The 24,140-nt window shown below is 52.2% G+C and carries 20 protein-coding genes and 1 pseudogene; 2 read left to right on the top strand and 19 right to left on the bottom strand.

Annotated features, from left to right (window positions below; all coding sequences use genetic code 11):
• The 15 genes and pseudogenes from FDW94_RS09995 to FDW94_RS09925 all read right to left on the bottom strand — a co-directional run.
• Positions 1-250: pseudogene (locus FDW94_RS09995) on the bottom strand (phosphomannomutase CpsG); the annotation flags it as partial.
• A gap of 135 nt (positions 251-385) precedes the next feature.
• The gene (gene cpsB, locus FDW94_RS09990; RefSeq protein WP_008785192.1) at positions 386-1,822 is read right to left on the bottom strand and encodes a mannose-1-phosphate guanyltransferase; all 1,437 of its coding nucleotides are present in this window, start codon (positions 1,820-1,822) and stop codon (positions 386-388) included.
• Positions 1,822-3,048, bottom strand: a complete 1,227-nt coding sequence (gene wcaI, locus FDW94_RS09985) for a colanic acid biosynthesis fucosyltransferase WcaI (RefSeq protein ID WP_137377516.1) — start codon at positions 3,046-3,048, stop codon at positions 1,822-1,824. The genes cpsB and wcaI overlap by 1 nt, the downstream gene beginning before the upstream one ends.
• Positions 3,045-3,524 carry a GDP-mannose mannosyl hydrolase gene (locus FDW94_RS09980; RefSeq protein ID WP_111465370.1) on the bottom strand — a complete coding sequence of 160 codons (480 nt, stop codon included), beginning with the start codon at positions 3,522-3,524 and terminating at the stop codon, positions 3,045-3,047. The genes wcaI and FDW94_RS09980 overlap by 4 nt, the downstream gene beginning before the upstream one ends.
• 2 nt (positions 3,525-3,526) lie before the next feature.
• Positions 3,527-4,492 carry a GDP-L-fucose synthase gene (locus FDW94_RS09975; RefSeq protein WP_137377515.1) on the bottom strand — a complete coding sequence of 322 codons (966 nt, stop codon included), beginning with the start codon at positions 4,490-4,492 and terminating at the stop codon, positions 3,527-3,529.
• A gap of 2 nt (positions 4,493-4,494) precedes the next feature.
• On the bottom strand, positions 4,495-5,616 hold the full coding sequence (gene gmd / locus FDW94_RS09970; RefSeq protein ID WP_032943926.1) for a GDP-mannose 4,6-dehydratase: 1,122 nt from the start codon (positions 5,614-5,616) through the stop codon (positions 4,495-4,497).
• Positions 5,617-5,640: 24 nt separating this feature from the next.
• Positions 5,641-6,195, bottom strand: a complete 555-nt coding sequence (gene wcaF / locus FDW94_RS09965) for a colanic acid biosynthesis acetyltransferase WcaF (RefSeq protein ID WP_048235022.1) — start codon at positions 6,193-6,195, stop codon at positions 5,641-5,643.
• Between the two features lie 9 nt (positions 6,196-6,204).
• Positions 6,205-6,951: a colanic acid biosynthesis glycosyltransferase WcaE gene (gene wcaE, locus FDW94_RS09960; protein ID WP_137377514.1), complete on the bottom strand. Its 747-nt coding sequence runs from the start codon at positions 6,949-6,951 to the stop codon at positions 6,205-6,207.
• A gap of 5 nt (positions 6,952-6,956) precedes the next feature.
• Positions 6,957-8,174, bottom strand: coding sequence for a colanic acid polymerase WcaD (gene wcaD / locus FDW94_RS09955; protein WP_020996654.1), 1,218 nt, complete (start codon positions 8,172-8,174; stop codon positions 6,957-6,959).
• Positions 8,149-9,366 (bottom strand): colanic acid biosynthesis glycosyltransferase WcaC, encoded by a 1,218-nt coding sequence (gene wcaC, locus FDW94_RS09950; RefSeq protein WP_137377513.1) that lies wholly within the window; start codon positions 9,364-9,366, stop codon positions 8,149-8,151. Before wcaC ends, wcaD begins: the two co-directional genes overlap by 26 nt.
• Positions 9,363-9,851, bottom strand: a complete 489-nt coding sequence (gene wcaB, locus FDW94_RS09945) for a colanic acid biosynthesis acetyltransferase WcaB (protein WP_128612026.1) — start codon at positions 9,849-9,851, stop codon at positions 9,363-9,365. The genes wcaC and wcaB overlap by 4 nt, the downstream gene beginning before the upstream one ends.
• A 2-nt stretch (positions 9,852-9,853) precedes the next feature.
• On the bottom strand, positions 9,854-10,696 hold the full coding sequence (gene wcaA, locus FDW94_RS09940) for a colanic acid biosynthesis glycosyltransferase WcaA (RefSeq protein ID WP_000206145.1): 843 nt from the start codon (positions 10,694-10,696) through the stop codon (positions 9,854-9,856).
• Positions 10,697-10,768: 72 nt separating this feature from the next.
• Positions 10,769-12,931: a tyrosine-protein kinase Wzc gene (gene wzc / locus FDW94_RS09935; protein WP_137377512.1), complete on the bottom strand. Its 2,163-nt coding sequence runs from the start codon at positions 12,929-12,931 to the stop codon at positions 10,769-10,771.
• Positions 12,928-13,377, bottom strand: coding sequence for a low molecular weight protein-tyrosine-phosphatase Wzb (wzb, locus tag FDW94_RS09930; RefSeq protein ID WP_032949610.1), 450 nt, complete (start codon positions 13,375-13,377; stop codon positions 12,928-12,930). The genes wzc and wzb overlap by 4 nt, the downstream gene beginning before the upstream one ends.
• Before the next feature lie 5 nt (positions 13,378-13,382).
• Positions 13,383-14,522, bottom strand: coding sequence for a polysaccharide export protein (locus FDW94_RS09925; protein WP_003834266.1), 1,140 nt, complete (start codon positions 14,520-14,522; stop codon positions 13,383-13,385).
• Between the two features lie 655 nt (positions 14,523-15,177).
• Here FDW94_RS09925 and FDW94_RS09920 point away from each other — a divergent pair.
• Complete coding sequence (locus FDW94_RS09920) at positions 15,178-16,761, top strand: TerC family protein (RefSeq protein WP_032943936.1); 1,584 nt, start codon at positions 15,178-15,180, stop codon at positions 16,759-16,761.
• Between the two features lie 44 nt (positions 16,762-16,805).
• On the opposite strand, the gene asmA is transcribed toward FDW94_RS09920, so the two are convergent.
• From asmA to udk, 3 genes are all read right to left on the bottom strand, one after another.
• Positions 16,806-18,659: an outer membrane assembly protein AsmA gene (gene asmA, locus FDW94_RS09915; protein ID WP_137377511.1), complete on the bottom strand. Its 1,854-nt coding sequence runs from the start codon at positions 18,657-18,659 to the stop codon at positions 16,806-16,808.
• Positions 18,660-18,685: 26 nt separating this feature from the next.
• Positions 18,686-19,267, bottom strand: a complete 582-nt coding sequence (gene dcd / locus FDW94_RS09910) for a dCTP deaminase (RefSeq protein ID WP_003834269.1) — start codon at positions 19,265-19,267, stop codon at positions 18,686-18,688.
• A gap of 91 nt (positions 19,268-19,358) precedes the next feature.
• Positions 19,359-20,000 carry a uridine kinase gene (udk, locus tag FDW94_RS09905; RefSeq protein WP_003036776.1) on the bottom strand — a complete coding sequence of 214 codons (642 nt, stop codon included), beginning with the start codon at positions 19,998-20,000 and terminating at the stop codon, positions 19,359-19,361.
• Positions 20,001-20,315: 315 nt separating this feature from the next.
• Between udk and FDW94_RS09900 the strand changes: the two genes are divergently transcribed.
• On the top strand, positions 20,316-23,645 hold the full coding sequence (locus tag FDW94_RS09900; protein ID WP_137377510.1) for a diguanylate cyclase: 3,330 nt from the start codon (positions 20,316-20,318) through the stop codon (positions 23,643-23,645).
• Here FDW94_RS09900 and alkA read toward each other — a convergent pair.
• Positions 23,613-24,140: DNA-3-methyladenine glycosylase 2 (alkA, locus tag FDW94_RS24045; protein WP_249358385.1), on the bottom strand; the 528-nt coding region annotated here is incomplete at its 5' end. The genes FDW94_RS09900 and alkA overlap by 33 nt on opposite strands.

Here is a 24,140-nt window from a genome sequence, read left to right as displayed (position 1 = left end):
TGGCGAAGTAAATCTCTTCGGTGCCCGACATGCCGATATCCAGCACATCCACGCCCGCATCCTGCAGTCCTTTCGCCAGCGCCAGCTTCAGCGTCTCACTGGTCAGGCGCACGTCACCGCCGAGGACAATCGTTTTCGGCTTCAGGAACTCGCCGTAAGCGCGGCCAATACGCCACGCAATATCTTCATTCAGCTCTTCGCCCAGCCTGCCGCGAATATCGTAGGCTTTGAAACAGGTTAATTTCGTCATGATTTACCCTTCTTCAGGCAACAGGAGGCCCTGACTCTTAATGAGCCTTTTAATGAGTGTTAAATGCATTTCCCGGAGCGCTTCGCTTATCGGCCCTACGATGTTGTAGGCTGGATAAGCGCAGCGCATCCGGCATCAGGTACGCCCGTATCTGTCCGCAAACCGCACCACATCATCCTCATCGAGATAAGATCCGGAGCGCACTTCAATCAGATCGAGCGGGATTTTCCCCGGGTTCTCCAGACAATGGGTCGCCCCCAGCGGAATATAGACAGACTCGTTTTCAGCGAGCAGTTTGATGTCGTCATTGATTGTCACCTTCGCGGTACCAGCCACCACAACCCAGTGTTCAGCCCGGTGATGATGCATCTGCACGGACAATCCCTCACCGGGTTTAACGGTAATCCGCTTCACCTGGTAACGGTCTCCGGCATCAATAGAGTCGTACTTGCCCCATGGACGGTAAACTTCACGGTGAATATGGTGTTCATGTCGTCCGTCAGCTTTAATTTGCTCCACCACTTTTTTGACGTCCTGCACCGCGTTGCGATCGGCGATCAGCACCGCATCTTTGGTCTGCACCACCACCAGATCCTTCACCCCGACGGTCGTCACCAGGCCAGATTCGGCATACACGTAGCTGTTTTCCGTTTTATGGCTAATGACGTCACCATGATGCACATTACCTTCAGCGGTATGGGCGCTGATTTCCCACAGCGATGACCAGGAGCCAACATCGCTCCAGCCTGCGTTCATGGGCATCACCACCGCATCGGCCGTACGTTCCATTACCGCATAGTCCACAGACTCTTCCGGGCAGGCGAGAAACGCCTGTTCATCAACGCGGATAAAATCGAGATCGGGATCAACCGTACTCATGGCGTTTTCGCAGGCCTCAAGAATGTCGGGGCGATATTTTTTCAGTTCTTCCAGATAACGCCCGGCCCGGAACAGAAACATGCCGCTGTTCCAGTAGTAGTCGCCGCTCGCCACGTAAGCCTGCGCGGTTTCCAGATTGGGCTTTTCAACAAACTGCGCCACCTCAAAAGCCACGGCGTCGGTATTGGTCGGCGAAACCTCGCCGCGACGTATATAGCCGTAGCCGGTCTCCGGCTGGTCCGGCACGATACCAAACGTCACCAGCTTACCCGCGCTGGCATACGGCATTGCATTGCGAACCGCCTCGCGAAATGCCTCTTCATCGGCAATCATGTGATCGGCCGCCAACACCAACAGCAGCGGATCTTCCCCCGGACTTTGACGTTTTGCCGCCAGCGCGGCCAGCGCTATCGCCGGTGCCGTATTGCGCCCGGCGGGTTCGAGAATAATATTCTCAGTCAGCTTGTGCAGTTGCCGTAGCTGTTCCGCCACAATGAAACGGTGTTGTTCATTACAGATAACCACCGGGCTTTCACACTCCACGCCGTTCAGACGACAAATCGTTGTCTGCAGCATGGTGAGATCGCCTTTCAGGCACAGAAACTGCTTTGGATATAGTACGCGGGACAGAGGCCATAAACGGCTACCCGAGCCACCGGCCATCACCACCGGAAAGAGTTTGTTTTGACTCATCATGTACCCCGAATATCTGCAATAAATTGGCTCAGCACGTTTTCTTTATCCAACGTGCGTTCGGCATACTCACGTGCCACCGTGTTCACTTTTGGCATGGTTAGCGCCTGTTGAATCCCGCCAACCAGCGCATTCACTGATTCAGGCTCGACACACACCGCGATGCCTGGGTGAGCATCACACAGCTGACCCAACTCGGTCTCAGGTTCGGCGGTAATCACCGCGTTTCCACCAACGGCGAGGATATTGGTCAGTTTGGAGGGCAATACGGCATCCGCCGCACCGCGCTTTTGTACCACCAGATGGCAGTCCGCCATCTTGAGCAGCGCAGGCAGCGCGTCATAAGATTGCAGCGGAAAGAAGATCACATTGTTCAGGCAGCGTTCGCCAGACATACTCTCCAGCCGCGCTTTACCCCCGCCCTGCCCGACAATCACAAACAGCCAGGGCTGTTCGCTCAACAGGGCCGCTGCGTCGATCACACTCTCCAGCCCTTGCTTTTCACCGATATTGCCTGAGTAGAGAATGATTTTTTTATCATCAGGTAAGCCCAGTTGCTGGCGCAACGCCAGAGCATCGGCATCGTTCACGTCACGAAAACGTGCTACTTCTGACCAGTTCGGAAAGAAAATGACCTTCTGTGCATCAACGCCCTTCTCCTGCGCTTTATTCATCATTGAGCGAGAAATGGTCGAAATATGGTCCATATTCAACAGCCCACTGCGCTCAAAGGCGCTGGCCAGTTTTGCCACCGCGCCACGCTTGCCTTTGCCCGCCATGCCAAGCCCCAGCATGGCATCGACTTCGTAATCCTGAATATGCAGCAGCGTGCGCGCCCCGGACAGCTTCGCCAGCAGGCGCATGCCCGGCGTACAACACAGCGTCGGCACTACCCCAATGATGCGATCCGGCTTCCAGCGACGCTGCGCCAGCAGCGGGAAGAAACTGCTCAAGGCGAAACTGCCTAGATGCAGCAAGCGCTTGAGCGTAGAAGGCTGCTCAGGCACATACAGCGGACAACGCCAGACGATGGCATCGCCCTCTTCACGACGATAGCGCCAGGATGAATAGCGACCGTTGACCTTCCACTGCGGATAATAAGGCGGCGCAGTGATCACCCGTACGTCATGCCCCTGTTGCGCCATCCACTCCACCATTTCACCGGTGTATTTACCGATACCGGTCAACTCCGGCGAATAGTTGATGCCATACACAAGGATCTTCATAGCCCGGGTACTCCGGCCTGACTCTTCTCACAGAAGTAAGCCCGGCTGTTGTCGTGCACGTGGTCACTGGCCAGGATCTCTTCAATTGCCAGCCAGCGGTACGCGCCATGTTGAACGTCAGGCAGTTGCAGGTCGTTTTCCGACACCCGCAGACGAAATCCCAGCACGATGTAATGCGTTGAGAAATCTTCCCCGGAAAAGTTGTCGTCATAGAAGTGCTGCCAGACCCCGTAAAACTCTGCAGCGGACAGCGGTAAACGTAACCCCAGCTCAGCGTCAGTCAGCCGCTCAAAGGCCGCGCGCAGCGGTTCATCTTTTTGCACCCGACCGCCGGGCACGAACCAGTACCCCTGCGCCGGACGATTGAGGCGCTTGCCAAGCAGAAATTCGCCTTGGGCGTTTTCCACGATCAAATCGATGGAAATCAGCGGAGTTGAACGTACAACGGTGGCAAAATCCTCATGACGTAAAAACATGCTTACCCCCGGTAACGCTGCTGGTTTTCAAGGAACCACTGATATGTACTGGCAAGCCCCGCTTCCAGAGATATCTCGTGATACCAGCCCAACTGATGCAGACGCGTAACGTCGAGCAATTTGCGCGGCGTCCCATCCGGTTTGCTGGCGTCGAACACCACGCGCCCCTTGTAACCCACGACCTGCGCGAGGGTTTGGGCCAGTTCACGGATGGTGCAGTCCACACCGGTACCCACATTGATATGCGACAGCATTGGTTGGGTATATTCCTGCAACACTTCCTGAGCCAGCTCCATCACGTGGATACTGGCCGCCGCCATATCGTCGACATGCAGAAATTCACGCATTGGCGTCCCGCTTCCCCACACCACCACATCCGGCGCATTTTGCTCGCAGGCTTCGTGAAAGCGGCGCAGCAGCGCCGGGATCACATGCGAATTACTCGGATGAAAGTTGTCATGCGGTCCGTACAGATTGGTCGGCATCACCGAGCGATAATCACGGCCATACTGTCGGTTATACGATTCGCACAGCTTGATACCGGCAATTTTGGCAATCGCATACGGCTCATTGGTCGGTTCAAGTGCCCCCTGCAACAGTTCACTTTCGGCGATTGGCTGGGTAGCTTGCTTGGGATAAATACAGGATGACCCGAGGAACAACAGTTTATTCACGTTATGCAGATGCGCTGCATGAATAATGTTGCTCTCAATCATCATATTTTCATAAATAAAATCAGCAGGATAAGTATTGTTCGCCACAATCCCCCCCACTTTTGCCGCCGCCAGATAAACCTGGTCAATACGTTCAGCGGCAAAGAACGCCTGCACCGCAGCGGCGTCCAGCAGATTAAGCTGGTCGCGGGTACGCAGCACCAGTTCTACGTTATCTCGCTGCGCCAGTTGTCTGACGATGGCGGCCCCCACCATCCCGCGATGGCCCGCCACAAAAATACGTTGTCTATTCATCCTCAGTACTCCAGCGCGATGGCGACCTCGTATCCGTGCGACTTCAGCAGGGAGTGTTTCTTCGCTGCTTCAAGGTCGTTAGCGACCATTTCCGAGATCATCTGGCGCAGCGTGATTTCCGGTTTCCAGCCCAGTTTTTCATGTGCTTTGGCCGGATCACCCAGCAGCGTTTCCACCTCAGCCGGGCGGAAGTAGCGCGGGTCAACGGCAATCATGACATCCCCGGGTTTCACCCCCGGCGCATCGTGTCCGGTCACAGAAACCACGATGCCTTTCTCATTCACGCCCTCGCCTTCAAAGCGCAATTTAATCCCCAGCTGAGCGGCCGCCATTTCCACGAATTGGCGCACGGAAAACTGCACGCCGGTGGCAATCACGAAATCTTCCGGCTTATCCTGCTGCAGCATCATCCACTGCATCCTGACGTAATCTTTGGCATGCCCCCAGTCGCGCAGTGAATCCATGTTGCCCAGGTACAGGCAAGACTCCAGCCCCTGAGCGATGTTGGCGATCGCCCGGGTAATTTTGCGAGTGACAAAGGTTTCGCCGCGGCGCGGAGATTCGTGGTTGAACAGAATGCCGTTACAGGCATACATCCCGTAAGACTCGCGGTAGTTGACGGTGATCCAGTAGGCGTACAGCTTGGCAACGGCATACGGTGAACGCGGATAGAACGGCGTGCTCTCTTTCTGTGGGATTTCCTGTACCAGACCGTACAGCTCAGAGGTGGACGCCTGATAAAAACGGGTCTTTTTTTCCAGACCAAGGAAGCGGATCGCCTCCAGCAAACGCAAGGTGCCGATCGCATCAACATCTGCGGTGTATTCCGGTGAATCAAACGACACCGCGACGTGACTCATGGCGCCCAGGTTATAGACCTCATCCGGTTGGACCTCTTTTAAAATACGGGTCAGGTTGGATGAATCCGTCAAATCACCATAGTGCAGATGGAATTTGGGATTGCCTGAATGCGGATCCTGGTAGATGTGGTCCACACGTTCGGTGTTGAATGATGAAGCGCGACGCTTAATACCGTGTACTTCGTACCCTTTTTCCAGCAGGAGTTCTGCCAGGTAAGAACCATCCTGCCCGGTTACGCCAGTAATGAGAGCGACTTTTGACATGTTATAACCTCTTCAGTGATCCCCTCAGGGAGTAACTTTCTCGACGCGTTCGCGCGTGACTACTGCGGGATTTCCCCGACAAATGACATTTGCTGGCAGCGATTTAAATACGCTGCTTCGTGCTCCAACGACGGTGCCATCGCCAATCGTCACGCCAGGCGCGACAAAGACATCTGTCGCCAACCAGCATTTAGCGCCAACCACAATCGGCGTGGCGTTAATATCAAAATGTTGACTGGCATAATCATGACTCCCGGTGCATAAATAACTTTTTTGCGAAATAACCGCATGGGCGCCAATCGTAATATCACCTAACGTATATAAAACCGCGTCGTCACCCACCCAGGCATAATCTCCCAGGGTTAATTTCCACGGATAAGTAATTTTTACTGAAGGCCGAATGACTACGTTTTTTCCTATTTTTGCGCCAAACATTCGTAATAAAAATGCACGCCAGCGATACATGACCTGTGGTGACCAGCGGAATAATGTTGCTTGCACCGCCCACCATAATTGCACTTTAATAGCACCACCACCGCGAAAACCTCCAGGAACTTTAAATCCGCTTAAGTCCTGCATAATATGCCCTTACGTTTTCCCATATAAGGTTTTTGTTTTACCGGTTGTGCGCAGACGTAAATATTTTGACAAACCGGTCCAAAAACCTGGCATGTGTAATATCTGGCGCTGTACTTTTTTGGCATCCCGACACAATTCCAGATTATTCGTCGTTGACACTCCGCCCATAGAAAACTCCGATACCAACCCGCTCAGCTTTTTAAAAGCGTAACCGGACTTGTATAATTGGGCTGCCAACGCGTAATCAGACGATATTTTATATTGCAAATCATAATGCCAGACATTCAGCCCTGAGAGCGGAAAGAATATCGCCTGATGACTGGCGGGCAGGCTGTGATAAATATACCAACCTGGTTTTGCCCGGCGCTTAATTTTGTTGCCATTGCCGAAATCCAGCAACGCATCGCCAATGACCATGGTTTGGTCGCTCTGCATTTTTAGCTGGCGGATAAAATGTGCCGCATCCGCATGCAGAATATCCCCGGAGTTGAGGAACAGCGCGAACCGTCCGCGCGCCATCGCGATGCCTTTGTTCATCGCATCATAGATGCCGTTATCCGGCTCGCTGACAAACCGTAACCGGTGTTCCCCACAGAGCCCTTCAAGAAACGCCGACGTACCATCCGAGGAGCCGCCATCAACAACAATCCACTCAAAACTGATATCACCCGCTTGCGCCAGATGTGCCAGCGATGCGTGAGTTTTGACGATCCCTTCCAGATTGCGAAAGGCGACGGTAATGATACTGAGCAGCATGTGAGTTACCTCGCGATATTCAGCGCCTTGCGCAATATAAACGGACACACAATTAAAAATGCGTATTCCGGACTAAATACTGAACCTGTAAAAAACAGTGACAACGGTGTAAAAAGATAAAGCTGCACCCGATAATTCTGATTATCGCCAAACGCATTGATCATCATTTTCATGACCTTCCCCATGTACCATAGGGCTAATATCACCGCGAACCATGAAAAATAAATAATCAGCAGATACAAACCATTGTCTATTGTTTTACCGACATCTGCACCGTTAAAAATTCCGAATGACGCAACGTATTCATAAAGTGAGCCAAATCTCACTACGCCATCAACGTTCAGTAATGAATAACCGACCATCACCAATGGCCCTACGATACGATAATACGATGACGAACCTTCAGTTCCTAAATCACCAAGCCGCGTTGCGATGTACGGAAAAGCAAATATCACCCCAACTAAAAACACGCTTAATGAGATTATCGCCAGCGGTAGCTTCTTTTTTATCGCATCCTTATTCAGGTACTGAAACGCCCACTCCAGGAGGTAAAACAAAATAAACGTCATTACCCCTGAAAACGATCCTGATAATATTATCCCTGCCAGAATCATAGCATCGGACTTAGGTGTTTTGATACCAAACTGTTTGATGCTGAGCCAAATTGAGATTAACGCCAGAGCGAAGAATGCCGGTTCGAAATAGAGCGCAGTGGTACGTTTCCCACCAAACTTAATAAAGTTCAGAACATAGCTGTTACTGTAAATAAGATATTTCGAAATAACTTCCATTAAACTGCTGCCGCCGCTGAGAATTATCTGTGCCATTTCAACCGCAGCTAACCCCACCACCAGTCCCACCACCAGCCAGAAAAAACGCAAAATCTTAATGTAGTTATGCGGTGAAATGGTTTTGAAGCGAATACTCCACACCATGCCAATGATCACCACGGTATAAACAAACAGCATCGCTGACGTTACGTACTTACTGGCATCCAGTGATTGGCCGAACAGGTAGTTAAACGCCGTCAGCCCGCCCCCCACCCCCAGCGCAATCATTAATTTTTTGATATTGATGCGCTCGACAAACAGCAACAACAGAACGGGCAAGAACGTGACGATGGTTATCGGGAAGCTCTCGCCAAGCTGGGCAAGTTTGACGTTAACCAGCAGATAAAGCAGCGGTAGCACCAGATAGCTACAGATTCTGATAGAACGAGACATATTCCTCCAGCATCTGTTGCCCACTGTATGCCGCCCGACTGCGCTGACTGAACGCGGTAAGGGACGTGTCAAATACCGCCTGCGCAATGTCTGATTTTTTCAGCTGCACCAGCTGCAATACGTCCGCTTCGCTGAACGTTTTGCCGCCTGATTTAGCCAGCACTTCCTGCGCGGCATCGCTGTGCGTGGCAATTACCGGTACGCCGATGGAAAGCGCTTCGCACAGAATCAGCGGGTAGTTATCGACACGGGAGCTGAACACCAGTCCATCCATCCGGTTAAGCGCACTCATCAACGCGCGCTTATCGCTCTCAAAACCGTGGTTGATGACGTTATCTCCCGCAAATGGCGAAAATTTGCCGAAGGTATGCAGCTCAATTTTGTCCTCAAGCGCGGTAATCGCTCGCACCAGTTGTTGACTGGTTTTGCCGTCATAGCGCAGGTCATGAGCCACCACGGCAATTTTCGGCCGACCGCTCTCCGCAGGCATCGCGGGTAGTTCGGCAAGAATGGCTTCAGTTGCCACATCAATGCCATTATTGATAATGCGGCAGCGTCCCACACCATACAGGCTGTTGAATGCGTCGGCCACATGTTGACTGGGCGAGATAAACTGGCAACCCAGCGCCAGCATGGCGCGAAACATCTGCCGCTTACCGGGCAACTGCTGATGGGCTTTATCGACTTTTACCGGCGGATAGTTGCTGAGCGTTGGGCATTTCTGACAGCCCGTTTTCCAGCCTTCGCAGCCATCAGTAAAGGCACAGCGACCGGTCACGCTCCAGTGATCGTGCAGCGTCCAGACGAAGGTGATATCCGGTTTATGCGCCTTCACTTTTTGACAAAAGGCCACCACCTCTTCCAGGTTCAACCAGTAGCTGTGCAACACATGAAAATGCAGTACCAGTGGGCCGCTGGTGCGGGTAACTTCACGGTATAACTTGTTGAGATTGCCAAACATGTCGCGGTTCGCGAAACGAAATAGCGCAATATTCGCCACCGATGTCAGACGCGGCGTATGTTTGATAACATGCGGATAATCCCTGTGGCTGGCGCTTTTCTTGCCACCTTTGCCATAGCCGTACACAAAGCGCGACGACAGTCCTTTTTCCAGCGCGCGAAGATGCAAATCTAACGCCACGCCTGCCGCACCACCTTCTGCGAGTCGCACATTAAACTGTAATATCTTCATTTTATTACCTTCACCCGTGCCTTCTCGCCCACGACCAGCGTATTGTCCGGAACGCTATCCACCACAACGCTCCCGGCGCCAATCGTCACGTTATCGCCAATAGCAACGTCGCCGAGCAGAGTGACATTGGCCCCCAACTCAACGCCGTTACCGATGACCGGACAGGAGGGATCGTTGGCACCAAGATTGCCGATAGTGACGCCGTGGCGTAGGGTAAAATCATCCCCCGCCACCACGTGTTTATTGATAACCACCCCATAGCCATGATGGATGGTGAAACGACGACCGATTGATGCAGCAGCCTGAATTTCATAGCCAAACATGCATTCAGTGATAAGGCGATACATCACCAGCACCGGGGCAGCCCACAGGTTGTTTATGATGTTTTTTTTACGCCAGACGGAGCAAAAATGGGCAATCCGATAGGCCGCTACCATGCAGCAGGGGCGCAGACTCCAGCCGTTCGCACGTAAATCTTCCAGCATAATTAGCGTCCTCGCAGTCCGTCGGCCAGACGCTTACTGTTACGAACAGAAAGCAGCGTCAGCAGCGTGCGCCAGTTCATCCGTTTGTTGCGGATCTGATAGAGGGTAAACAGCTGATATTTCTTGCTGGCCCGGTCAAATTTGCCTTTGTGCTTGCGGTAAAACTGAAAGTAACCGGAGAATTTATTCGGCGATGAGGTAATACGCATCTCGCCGTGATTCACATGCAGGATCTGCGTCGCCTCTTTGACCTTCCACGGTTTGCCATACGCCACCACCATACGTAGGAAGATGTCGTAATCCTGCGCCGCTTTCAGCGTGGTATCGAACAGGCATGCTTTAAACCGCCATGCCCATGTAAATACCTGATTACCAATGATGTTGCGTTTATAAAACCTGCGGCGTGAATAAACGGACTTCGGATAGAGCGGCAGACTGGTCGGCTGCGAATACACTTCGCCCTCACAGACATAGTCATTGGCATACAGAAACGCCCGTGTGACCAGTTGATGCCGATACTGCAGGAACACGCTCAGGCGGTTCGGCGTCCATTCATCATCATCATCAATCCCCGTAATGTATTGCCCGTTGGCCTGCATAATGGCCTGATTACGCACCGCACAGGCCCCAGAGTTGGTGGAATTATGCGTATACGACACGCGCGGATCGTTGAGTTCCTCAACAAACTGCTGCAACTGCTCATATGAGGAAGAGCAATCATCCACAATGATCATCTCCCAGTGAGGGTAGTCCTGGCGCAACACCGATTTAATCGCCCGAATGGCCAGCTGCTGGCGGTTCCAGGTTGGCATATAAATTGAAATTAGCGGGTTTTCTGTCGTCATTTTCGTTTCCGGATAGATACGCTTTTGTAGGCCGGATAAGGCGTTTTCGCCGCATCCGGCAGGGTTGGTGATTTATTTCGCATCCGACGTGTATTCGTATTCGTAGTAGCCGTAATCCTGATACCCGCTGGCACGGCGGAAGATCGAGTTGAGGATCACCCCTTTCACCTGAATGCCGTTTTGCTCGAAGCGACTCAGGCTGGTTTCCACCTCTTTCAGCGTGTTGACCGCATAACGCGCCACCATCAGCGTGGTTCCGACGTGACGCCCCACGATGGCTGCATCGGTCACCGCCAGAATTGGTGGAGTGTCAATCAGCACCAGGTCATAGTGCGAGCTGGCCCAGGCAATCAGTTCTCCGAAACGCTCGCTCATCAGCAGCTCGGAAGGATTGGGAGGGATTTGACCGCGAGGGATCAGATCAAAATGCGGAATCGATGTCGGTTTGGCGCTGGATGAGATATCCCCCTTGCCAATCAGGATCTCAGACAGGCCGTTGACGTTATTGGTCCCCAGCAGTTCGTGGGTATAGCCTTTGCGCATATCGCAGTCGATCAACAGCACGCGTTTGTTGGTCTGGCTGATGACTGCCGCCAGGTTGGCGCAGACAAACGTTTTACCAATCGACGGGCTGACGCCGGTCAGCATCAATACGTTGTTACGCGCCTGCATCATGGCAAAGTGCAGGCTGGTACGCAGGCTACGGACCGCTTCTATGGCGAGATCGGTTGGATTACCCACTGCCAACAGCTGGCTTTGCTTGTAGCGTTTCACACCTTTAATGGTCTGAACGTTATCACGTGCTTTTTGCCATTCGGACAGCGGAATACTGGCATACACGCTGATACCATGCTCTTCCAGCGCCTGCGGGCTTTCTATACCGCGATTAAACAGAGAACGCAGCAGTACGCCCACCACGGAAAGCATCAAACCGAGAATGATACTGCCGAGAATAATCAGCGCCGTTTTCGGCTTCAGCACGCCAGGCTGGGCAATCGCGGGATCGACAATGCGCACATCGCCAACCGTACTGGCCTCGGTAATCTTCAGTTCCTGTTGCTTGTTCAGCAACTGCATATAGACCTGCTGACCGGACTCCACATCACGCGTCAGACGAACAATTTCCTGCTGCGTTTTCGGCATCGCCGTTACGCGCCCGTTCAGCTTACTTTTCTCATCTTCCAGCGCCTGGCGTTTTTCCAGCAGCGTGCGGTACGCCGGATGCGCTTTGGTGAACAGCTTGGAAATCTCCGCTTCTTTGAAGGTCAGTTCATTCAGCTGCGCATCGATATTCACCATCGAATCCAGCACCGCTTTGGCTTCCAGCGGCAAATCCACGGAGTCTTTATCCTGACGAAAGGCGTTCAGCTTGTTTTCAGCAACGTCCAGCCGATTACGCACCTCAGGCAGTTGCTTTGCCAGAAACGCCAGACTTTTGGCGGCCTCTTCAGATTTACGTTCCACGTTTTGTTGCAGATAGTTGCGGGTAATACTGTCGAGGATCTGGCGGATTTGCTCGCGGTCTTCGCCGGTAAAGGTCAGGCTCAATACGCCGGTGTCTTTGCCTGTTTCCGCCACCATCAGATTATTTTGCAGGGTGTTTATCATGCCCAGCGTGGAGAATTTGCTGACGGTAAATTGGCTCTCCGGGCTGGCATGAATCGCCTCAACCAGCATCGTCACGCCATCATGTTCCAACACCTTGCCGACTTGCCCCCGGGCGCTAAAACCCCCGTCACTCACCAGTTGATAGCTTGTGTCATTCAGCACATTGAGCGTGAAGGTCTGTTCATTCATTGCCTTTGGCAGCGTGAAGGTGGTCACATTAACCGTTTCGTTCTGGCGGCCCATCAGCCGGTCCCAGCCCGCGCCAAAAATAGGGAATGTATCTTTGGTAACGGCGATATCGAGGTTAAGATCGTCTACCGTTTTCCCTAATACCAGACGCGACTGGATGAGCTGAATTTCCGCTTCCGAGGCCGGCGGTTTGTTCGACAACGCTGAGCCAATATCCTGCACCAGTGAATTTCCGGTATTTTGCTCAATTTGCACCAGCGCGTCCGCACTGTAGATGGGTGTGGCGAACAGCGTGTAGACCGCGGCACACAATGCAAAGCCCGCGGTAATGCCAAGAACCCACCAGCGGGCTTCCACTACCGTTGCGACCAGACGACCAATATCGATTTCATCATTGCCCGTTACCGGCGCAGCAGACTGTTTAACTTTTTCTGTCATTGTTTTCCCTGCTCTGCGTTCAGTGCCTGAGCCCATTGGCGGGCAGACCGTTCAAGTAATGCGTACACCGCGTCAAACGCATCACGGCTTTTACGATACGGATCGGGAATTTCGCGCTCGCTGTCCCAGTGCCCAAAAAGCATCACTTTGCCGCGCATCTCCGGCACCATTTCACACAGGGCAGAGATATGGCGCTTCTCCATGGTCAGGATCAGGTCATACTCCCGGCACATTCGTCCCGAGATCTGCCGGGCACAATGATTATCCAGTGACAGGTTGTGCGCCTGCGCCACGCTAATAGCACACGGATCCGCGCCTTTCCCCACCAGCGCCCCAAGACCGGCTGAAGAGACCGTTAACGCCGGATGAAATTGCCTTAATAAGCGCTCTGCCGTCGGGGAACGACAAATGTTCCCCACACAGACAACTAAGATTTTGTTAAACATGATGATTACCAGTTGTGAAGGTCGCTGGCCGTGTCCGTCATATAGCGAACACCGCTAATAGTCGGCAGCAACTGATTGATCAAACGGTTCCAGCGAGCAACCGGCGCGGTAGTGACGTACACCACATCGTATGGCTGGAGTCGGAATGATGTTGCCATCACCAGCGACGTCGCATCGGACATATCAAGCTGATAGATATTGGCGATCTTGCCGTTGTTCCCGCCCTCGCCTTTCAATGGTCGAATAACGAAAATGCCGCTGGCGTTGGAGGTGGTCAGGTCGATACCTTCGGCATTGCCCAGCGCTTCGGTGAGCGTCATGCCGCTGAAGTCCATTTTGAGGGTGCTCTGTTTTTTCACTTCCCCCATTACGAAGACTTTCAGATCGTCATTACGCGGAACAAACAGAATGTCGCCAGGATAGAGCAGGCGATTCTGGCTCAGGTCGCCATTTTGCATCAGCGCTTGCAGTGAAATACGTTGCTCCTGCCCTTTATGAGTCAGCACAACGTTGCGCCAGTCTGCTGCCTCGGTGAGACCGCCTGCGGCGTTAATGGCATCAAGAACGGTAAGCGGCACGTTGGTGATGGCCTGCTGGCCGGATTTGTTCACCTGCCCGGAGACATAGGCCTTCTGCGAGCGGAAAGCGGCGATATTAACGTCCACCTGCGGGTCAGCAATGTACTTCGCTAAGCGCCCGGTAATATCACTACGAATCTCTGCCAACGTTTTTCCCACCACGCTGACTTTGCCGATGTAGGGGTAAAACATGGTGCCATCAGGCTGCACCCAGTTGCCGGTATCGCTTGAGCTACGGTACTGCCCAGCTGGCGTGGTGAGTTCAGGATGGTCCCAGACGGTCACATTCAGGACATCCCCCGGGCCGACCCGGTACTGATATCCGGAAATCTCCTGGTCCAGCGACATATTTGGCTGGGCAACATTTGGTCGAGGACGTAATTGTTCGACCAGCCGTGGCGTGAGTGGATAAACATTCACCATGCGATCGATATCAAAATCAGCGTCCTGCTGTTTAATCACATCTTTGCCCATCGTAGACATATTGCTGCCCGGAAGCACGGTACAACCGTTTATCAAGATCACCGATACCAATACTGGCATCAATTTAAGTTTGGATTTCATCATTGATTATTTATCACTTTGGCAGAGTATTTATCACATGCAATCTAAATAGCGACTTCGCCTGTACGTATTTACCTTGCCGTTAATTGAAATGGAATTTAACTGGCATCAGTCCTAAAAAAAATGAATTCATCTGCGGTCTCTTGACAGAATAATTTAGGCTTGTTTCAGGCGACCAGACACGCTACCGCCCCTGGCTTCACTAGCTACCAATGCACTGATTAATTTAAATTTTTATCCTCTCCTTTATTTTCATCACATTTACAGCATTAACGCATCGGGAATGGCGCCACTGATTGATGAGGAAATATTTATCTTTTGATTATTACCGCAAGAATTGTTGCAGCTATGCGAATATCAGGCAAGATAACAAACCGCCGATACCTGGCTTTTAAGATTAATATTAAGCGTCGGATTTATATATTTTTAGGATTTTATTGATATTGACAATATTGATATAGAAATACTCCACCTGCGATATTTCCTAAATATATTTAGATTAATAAAATCATTTCCTGTAGTTACATTAAGGCTATTATCCTGCATCAGTTCTGATATAACCGACAGAGAAATCCCTTCTCGCCATTGCATTTTTCGCCAGTTTTACCCATGATCGAATTGTGACAATTGTCATACAACTATGGGTATAGCATTTACTATGGAATGGATTGCCGATCCGTCAATCTGGGCCGGACTGGTCACGTTAATCGTGATCGAACTTGTTCTTGGCATTGATAATCTTGTTTTTATTGCCATCCTCGCGGAGAAACTACCTCCTGCCCAGCGGGATAAGGCGCGTATTACAGGGCTACTGCTGGCAATGGTTATGCGCCTGCTGCTGCTGGCATCAATATCCTGGCTGGTAACGCTGACCACGCCGCTGTTCAGCATTCGCGATCTCAGCTTCAGCGCCCGCGATCTGATCATGCTGTTCGGGGGTTTCTTCCTGCTGTTTAAAGCCACTATGGAGCTCAACGAACGGCTGGAAGGGAAAGACAGCGATAACCCCACCCAGCGTAAAGGCGCTAAGTTCTGGGGTGTGGTCGCGCAAATCGTGGTGCTGGACGCCATCTTCTCTCTGGATTCCGTCATTACCGCTGTTGGCATGGTCGATCACCTGGCGGTGATGATGGCGGCAGTCATTATCGCCATCAGCCTGATGTTGCTGGCCAGCAAGTCGCTGACGCGCTTTGTTAACAGCCATCCAACTATTGTTATTCTGTGTCTGAGCTTCCTGCTGATGATTGGTTTCAGTCTGGTGGCCGAAGGGTTTGGTTTCCATATCCCGAAAGGTTACCTGTACGCGGCCATCGGCTTCTCGGTCATGATTGAAGCATTGAACCAGTTGGCTATCTTTAACCGTCGTCGCTTCCTCTCAGCCAACCATACTCTGCGCCAGCGCACCGCCGAGGCGGTAATGCGGCTGCTGAGCGGGCAAAAAGAAGATGCCGAACTGGATGCCGAAACCGCAGCGATGCTGGCGGATCATCATGAAGGTCAGATTTTTGCGCCACAGGAGCGACGGATGATTGAACGTGTGCTGAACTTCAATCAGCGTACGGTCAGCAGTATCATGACCTCGCGCCATGATATTGAACATATCGACCTCAATGCGCCCGAAGCAGAAATCCGCGCCTTACTGGAAAAAAACCAGCATACGCGTCTGGTGGTCACTGGCGAAGACGAGCAGGAGGAACTGTTGGGCGTGGTGCATGTCATCGATTTACTGCAACAGTCTCTGCGCGGCGAACCGCTCGACCTGCGCGTCTTGATTCGCCAGCCGCTGGTGTTCCCGGAGACCTTGCCGCTGCTTCCGGCGCTTGAGCAGTTCCGTAATGCCCGGACGCATTTCGCGTTTGTAGCCGATGAATTTGGTTCCGTCGAAGGGATTGTGACGCTGAGTGATGTGATGGAAACCATCGCCGGCAATCTGCCAAACGAGGTAGAGGAAATCGACGCCCGTCATGATATTCAGAAAAACGCCGATGGTTCGTGGACCGCTAACGGACATATGCCACTGGAAGACCTGGTGCAGTACGTGCCTATCCCGTTAGACGATAAGCGTGAGTATCACACCATTGCCGGACTGTTAATGGAGTATTTGCAGCGCATCCCGAAAACCGGGGAGGAAGTCCAGGTTGGCGACTATCGGCTAAAAACCCTGCAGGTGGAAAATCATCGCGTGCAAAAGGTCCAGCTGATACCGCTACACAGTGAAGAAGAGATGGATTACGAGGTGTAAGTCACGAGCCGGATGGGGTATTAGCCACCATCCGGCAATATGAATCAGAGCTTATCCAGCAACTTTTTAACATCTTTGCCGTTGCGGGAATCTTTATTGCGATCTGCCCAGTCATTCAGACGACGTTTTGCTTCATCCTGCAGATGCTTACGCAAAAGCTGATCAACTTGCAGACTGTAGTTCAGTGATTGCCACTGGCCATAGACCCTGAGAGGAACCGGGGTGGTCTTCAGGAAACTAATCAACTTACTTTCGCCATCCCAACCGCCCAGCACGCGAATGTTAAACAGCGTGTCGCAATTCTGCTTCACCAGATCTAACGTTCCTTTGCCGGTTAGCGCCAACATCGCGGACTCCCCTGCCATGTTATCCAGCGTCACCTCACCGTTATCCAGCGTCATATCGGTTACAAAATGATCCAACCGGGTCACGTTATCGAGGTTTTGCTGAGATTTAACATCCCCACCGCTGCGTTCTACAGCCTGTTGAATCATCTGCTGGAAGTTCATCCCTTCCATTCGCGTATCGTTCATTTCGACATGGGCCTGCCCTTGCCAGCTATGGCGAAACGCCTGGGCATCAATATCTGAGCCGGAAAAATCTCCTGCCAGCGACAGCTTGCCGGTGAGTGCGATGGGGTAATCAAAGGCCTTCAAAATAGTGCCAATTTCCACACCTTCCAGGCGCGGATGAAAGACCGCTCGCGGTTCTCCCTTTCTGGCATCCAGCGTGCCGGGCAATGAGATCAGCCCGCCATCACTTTTTCCCTGCAACTGCGCAATGTTCAGTAAGCCGAACCGGTTGTCTATTTTTGCCGAGACATTCTCAAACGCCATTTTCCGCCACAGTACTTTGTCAGCCTGCAAAGCGATGTCGGCCGAAAAGCCTTTGAGTCCCTGATACGAAACGGCATCAACCTGGGAAGCAATGACGGGGCGCGCCAGCGTTGACTGACTCTGACCTTGCTGAACGTCACCTTTTGCTGTCGCTGCTGCGTCATGCTGTACGAGCAGGTTATCCAGATTGAGCTGACCAAATTTTAAGTCGACGGCCCATTCCGGTTTTTCCAACAAGGATACGTGCGCTTGCCCGGAGAACGAAGAGTCATTAGCAGTCAAATTTATCTGGCTAAACGAAAGCTGTTTTTTCTCTTCCAGCCATTGCGCCTGAAGATGTCCCTGACCGTTGATCCCCTGGGGCGGCAGATCGGCCCCCTGCAATTGCCAGCTTAACTGCTCGATATTCGCAGATAAGTTGTGCGGATAATCGGAGGCATCGACCGTACCGTTAAAGGATAACGCGAGATCGCGCTGATCGCGGTTCACACGCCCGGAAAAATCAAACGTGCCGCGGTGCTGGCTATCTTGTTCCATCTCCAGACGAATATCACGAACGGTAACTTGTTCATCGTCTTCATGCTGGAATACCAGAACACTGTCGGCAACGCGCAAACGGGCGATATCAAACGACCATCCTTTGTCTTCCGCCAGATCGGGCAACATATTGTCTTTTGGGGCAACAGGTGCATCTTTGCCGCGTACCGCCTCAGTTTGCGGGGTCAGTTGAATCACTGCGCCTTTGAGCATCACCTGCTTCACGCTGAGCTGGTGGCTCAACAGCGGCCACAACGCGACGTCGAGACGCATATTGTCGGCACGAACCAGAGGTTCGCTGGCACCTTCAGCCGTTAACACCACTCGCCCTGAGAGGATACTCAGTTGCGGCCATACGTGCCAACGCAGGGGGCCATCCAACTGCAGCTGATACCCACTACGTGCGGCAACCTGCTTGACCATATACGCGCGGAAATCATTCGGATTCACCAACAGTACTAACGCAGAAAAACCGGCCACCAGCACGACCAGAAGAATCATCAGCGTCGTCAGAAATCGTCTCATGCTATCCCCAATGGACTGAAAAACACTCAGTCTTTATCGATCCGGCTGGCAACGGCGCCCTGCTGGTCGCGATACTTCGCATCCTGACGACGGTTGTATGGTCGCGCTGCCGGACCGGAAAGCGGTTCGAAACTTAGCGCGCCAATCGGCATGCCCGGACGCAGAGCCAGCGGTAATTTTCCGGAGTTGTAAAACTCCAGTACGATACAGCCAGACCAGCCCGGATCGATACGGTGTGCGGTGACGTGTACCATCAGTCCCAGACGCGCCAGAGATGAACGGCCATCTAACCAACCGACGAGATCGGAAGGCAACGTCACGGATTCGAATGTTACTGCCAGCGCAAGCTCACCCGGATGCAAGAAGAATGCCTCGCCGTCCTTGAGGACGATTTCATCACTCATCACGCGATCCAGCGCGGCGCTGACTTCATCTTTCGGTCCGCTCAAATCGATATACGCCGCCGTATGACCGCGGAACGTACGGAATTTGTTGCCAAGACGCACATCTACCGTGGCGCCATTGATTCGCTCGACAGGAGGGCGTGGAGTGATCGACAGGCGACCTTCATCCAACCAGGCTTCAATATCTCGGTCACATAAACGCATGGCACTTTCTCCTTTCGTGCTTCAAACCCTTAATGCCAGGTGCGTTAAGGGTGAACCAGGTTATCACTGAACGGTACACAATTCGCTGAACTTATTCAAAGAACTGACTGATTTTAGCCTTCAGAATATCGATGGCGATGCGGTTTTTACCCCCGCGCGGCACAATGATGTCGGCGTATTGCTTTGAAGGCTCAATAAATTGCAGGAACATTGGACGGACGGTTTTCTGGTATTGCGCCATCACCGAATCCATTGAACGACCACGTTCATTCACATCCCGCTTGATACGGCGCATCAGACAAATATCCAGCGGCGTATCAACAAAAATAGAAAAGTTCATCTCATCGCGCAAACGCGCATCCGTCAGCAGCAAAATGCCTTCCAGGATAATGACTTTCTTCGGTTCGATATGAATAGTGTCTTGCGTACGCGTGTGCTCAACATAGCTATAAACCGGCAGCTCAATGGCAGAGCCGCGCTTCAGCGTTTGCAGATGTTGAAACAGCAGGCTGTGGTCCATCGCGTTCGGATGGTCGTAGTTGGTTTTTACGCGTTCTTCCATCGACAGATGGCTTTGATCTTTGTAATAGCTGTCTTCGGGAATAACGCCAATATGTTCGTCACCGACTTGTTCACGCAATTCGCGATAAAGAGTACTGGCAATAAGGCTCTTGCCGGAAGCCGATGCGCCGGCAATGCCGATAATGACGCACTGATGGGACTGATCAGTCATAAATTTAGCGACCTGATTAACCTGGATGTAAGGAAGGGCGGCGTCGAAACGCCAAACGCGGCAATTATAGGGATTTCAGCGGCGCGATGCCACCCCAGGCTGCACCAATGCTGTCCCTGTCGCAAATTAAAATGGTCAGATTTAGAACAGCCGCTATATTTATTCACCTGCCTTAGGAATTAATAGCTTGGGAGTGTTAATTTATGAGCAGCTGGCGTATAAATTGTAAATTGTTTGTACTAGCATAATCCCAGATTAAATGTGATGCGTCCGGCATCTCTGCTGGGCGACAACGGCTATTTGGGTAGAGTGGTAATGAGTAAACAATCCCAACATGTTTTAGTTACCTTACCCCATCCTCTACTGCGCCTGGCCAGTTTAGGTCTGGTGGCTTTCATCTTTACGTTGTTTTCGCTGGAACTATCACGTTACGGCGCACAGCTTGCCCCTCTGTGGTTTCCAACCTCTATCATGATGGTGGCTTTTTACCGTCACGCGGGAAAGATGTGGCCTGGGATCGCGCTGGCTTGCTCATTCGGTAGCATCGGCGCCTCTTTACTTTTTTTCCCCGGACAGTCGCTTAATTTCTCCTATACGGTCATTAACATTATTGAGGCTGTTGTTGGCGCAATGTTATTGCGTAAACTGCTGCCCTGGTACAATCCCTTACAAAATTTGAATGACTGGGCGCGCCTGGCATTTGGTAGCGCGGTTGTTCCGCCACTGTTGGGCGGCATTTTGATGTGGTTGTTGCTGCCGAAGGACACGTCGTTAAATACCTTTCTCATTTGGGTACTGTCAGAATCCATTGGCGCACTGGCGTTGGTGCCGTTAGGTTTACTGTTTAAACCACATTACCTGTTGCGCCATCGCGACCCGCGATTATTGCTTGAGACCCTGATTACCCTGCTGGTGACCTTAACGCTCAGTTGGCTGTCCATGATGTACATTCCATGGCCATTTACCTGCGTTATTGTCCTGCTGATGTGGAGCGCTGTCCGTCTGCCGCGTATGGAGGCGTTTTTAATATTCCTCAGCACCGTGATGATGGTTTCGCTGATGCTGGCTGCCGACCCTTCGCTACTTTACACCCCGAAACCGAACATGATGACGGACATCCCCTGGTTGCCGTTTTTGATGATCCTGTTGCCCGCTAATATGATGACCATGGTGATGTACGCGTTTCGAGCCGAACGCAAGCACATTTCAGAAAGCGAGTCACGCTTTCGCAACGCCATGGAATATTCCGCGATTGGCATGGCGTTAGTCGGTACCGAGGGGCAATGGTTACAGGCCAATAAAGCCTTGTGTCAGTTTCTGGGCTATAGCCAGGAGGAGTTACGTTCACTGACCTTCCAGCAATTAACCTGGCCGGAAGATTTGAACAACGACATTGAACAGTTGAACATGCTGGCACGCGGAGAGATTAATAGCTATTCCATGGAAAAACGCTATTACACCCGTTCGGGCGACGTCGTCTGGGCGTTGCTGGCCGTTTCGTTGGTGCGTCATAGCGACAATACCCCACTCTATTTTATCGCGCAGGTTGAGGACATTAACGACCTGAAGCATACCGAGTGGATTAACAAACGGTTGATGGAGCGCATTACCCTCGCCAATGAAGCCGGGGGGATTGGGATCTGGGAATGGGAACTCCAGCCTGACGTGATCAGTTGGGATAAACGGATGTTCGATCTCTACGAAGTTCCTGCGCATATCAAGCCCAGTTGGCAAGTCTGGTATGAGTGCGTGGTACCCGAAGATCGTGAGTACGCCGAAAATGTGATTCGTGATTCACTGGCCGCACGGGCTCCGTTTAAGCTTGAGTTTCGTATCGCGGTAAAAGATGGCATACGCCATATCCGCTCGTTGGCCAACCGGGTACTGAATAAAGACGGTGAAGTTGAACGCTTACTTGGTATCAATATGGATATGACCGAAGTCAAGCAGCTTAACGAAGCGCTGTTTCAGGAAAAAGAGCGCCTTCACATTACGCTGGATTCAATCGGCGAAGCGGTGATTTGTATTGATGTCGATATGAACGTGACCTTTATGAATCCGGTTGCTGAGAAAATGAGCGGCTGGCAGCAGGACAGTGCCATCGGCATTCCGCTATTGACGGTACTACATATTACTTTTGGCGAGAACGGTCCGCTGATGGAAAATATCTACAGTGCTGACATGTCACGTACGGCAATCGAACAGGAAGTGGTCCTGCATTGTCGTAACGGCAACAGTTATGACATTCAGTATAGCATCACGCCCCTCAGCACCCTCGACGGCGGCAGCATTGGCTCGGTGTTGGTTATTCAGGACGTCACAGAGTCGCGGAAGATGCTCCGCCAGCTTAGCTACAGCGCCTCACATGATGACCTGACGCAGTTGGCAAACCGGGTCAGCTTCGAAAACCATCTAAAACAATTGCTGCATTCGGTACACGACACGCACCAGCGCCATGTGTTGGTTTTTATCGATTTGGATCGTTTTAAAGCGGTGAACGACAGCGCGGGTCATGCCGCTGGCGATGCCCTGCTGCGTGAACTCTCAGCGCTTATGCTCAGCATGTTGCGATCCAGCGATATGCTGGCACGCCTGGGCGGCGACGAGTTTGGTCTGTTGCTACCGGATTGTAATATCGAAAGCGCCCGCTTTATCTCAGGTCGCGTCATCAGTGCTATTAATAATTACCACTTTATGTGGGAAGGCCGCTTACACCGTATAGGTGCCAGTGCGGGAATTACGCTGATTGATGAGAAAAACCATGTCGCGACCGATGTGATGTCTCAGGCCGATATCGCCTGCTATGCGGCGAAAAACAGTGGGCGTGGACGTGTCTGCATTTATGAACCGCAGCAAAGCCAGGGTCATGCCGCGCGTAGTCAACTGACATTGGATGAGCAAAGACACACCATTATGAACAACCCAATGCTGATGATCGCCAGAGGTGTGGCTTCCCCGCGTATACCGGAGACGTTTAGCTTCTGGCTTCTCTCGCTTCGCTTAGGCACCGCTGAAGGTGAAGCCATTGAGGAGCAAGCCTTCCGCGCCGGGCTGGTCGATCCCGCGTTAAGCAAGGCGCTTGACCGTCGGGTATTTAGCGAGTTCTTCCAGAACTCTGCCCAAGCAGTAGCCAGTAAGGGCCTCAGTATTGCCCTGCCCCTTTCCGCCGTCGGCCTGCTCAACACAGAACTTATCGATGAGCTGCTGGAGCACTTGCAACGCAGTCCACTACCGCCGCGATTGCTGCATCTGACCATTCCGGCAAGCGTCATCAAAACCAACCCAACGCAGGCGGTGTCTGCCCTGCATCGGCTGCGCCAGTACGGCTGTCGAATTGTATTAAGTCAGGTTGGTCGCGATTTAGAGCTCTTTGACAACCTGAAATATCGCATTGTCGATTACCTGTTGCTCGACAGCGAGCTAAGTGCCAGCGCTCCCGGCAACCTGATCGACGAAATGTGGGTGTCCATTATTCAGGGTCATGCCCAGCGCCTGGACATAAAAACTATCGCCGGTCCGGTGCAGTTGCCACTCATCATGGATACGCTTTCTGGCATCGGTGTTGATATGATTTATGGCGATATTATTGCCGATGCCCAACCGCTGGATCTGCTACTGAATACCAGTAATTTCGCCATCAACTGACGGTTGCCAGCCATCCGTATACCAAATATGTAACAGCGCATAGGAGCGCCAGGGTTTCCAGCGCTCTGCATACCGTCGGATCTGGGCTGGTGTCATGCCGGGAAAACGCTGTTTAATCAGATAATCATCCGGCAGAAAAACATCTTTCGCCTGCCAACCACGTAGCGCGAAATAGTTGGCGGTCCAGCGCCCTATCCCGGGAAACGTTTGTAGCTGCTTAACGCCTTGTTCGATATCGGCAGGGGCTGTTGTCGCGAGCGTTCCTTCAAGGGTTGCATGAGCCAGGTGAATCAACGCTTCAGCGCGTTTGAGCGGCATTCCTAACGCTTTCAGGCGTAGCGGATCGGCATTGGCAAGCGCTTCCGGCGTAGGAAAACACACATACTCGGGCGCATCCTCCAGCGCTTCCCCGTAAGCGTGCGCCACTTTCGCCGTCAGTTTCGCGGCCATCAATACGCTGACTAACTGCCCTAAAATCGCCCGCACCCCTTGCTC

The organism is Citrobacter sp. wls757 (assembly GCF_005280935.1).
Taxonomy (GTDB): Bacteria; Pseudomonadota; Gammaproteobacteria; order Enterobacterales; family Enterobacteriaceae; genus Citrobacter; species Citrobacter portucalensis.
Note: the sequence above shows the minus strand (reverse complement) of the source record. Positions and strands in the feature narration are given on the sequence as shown.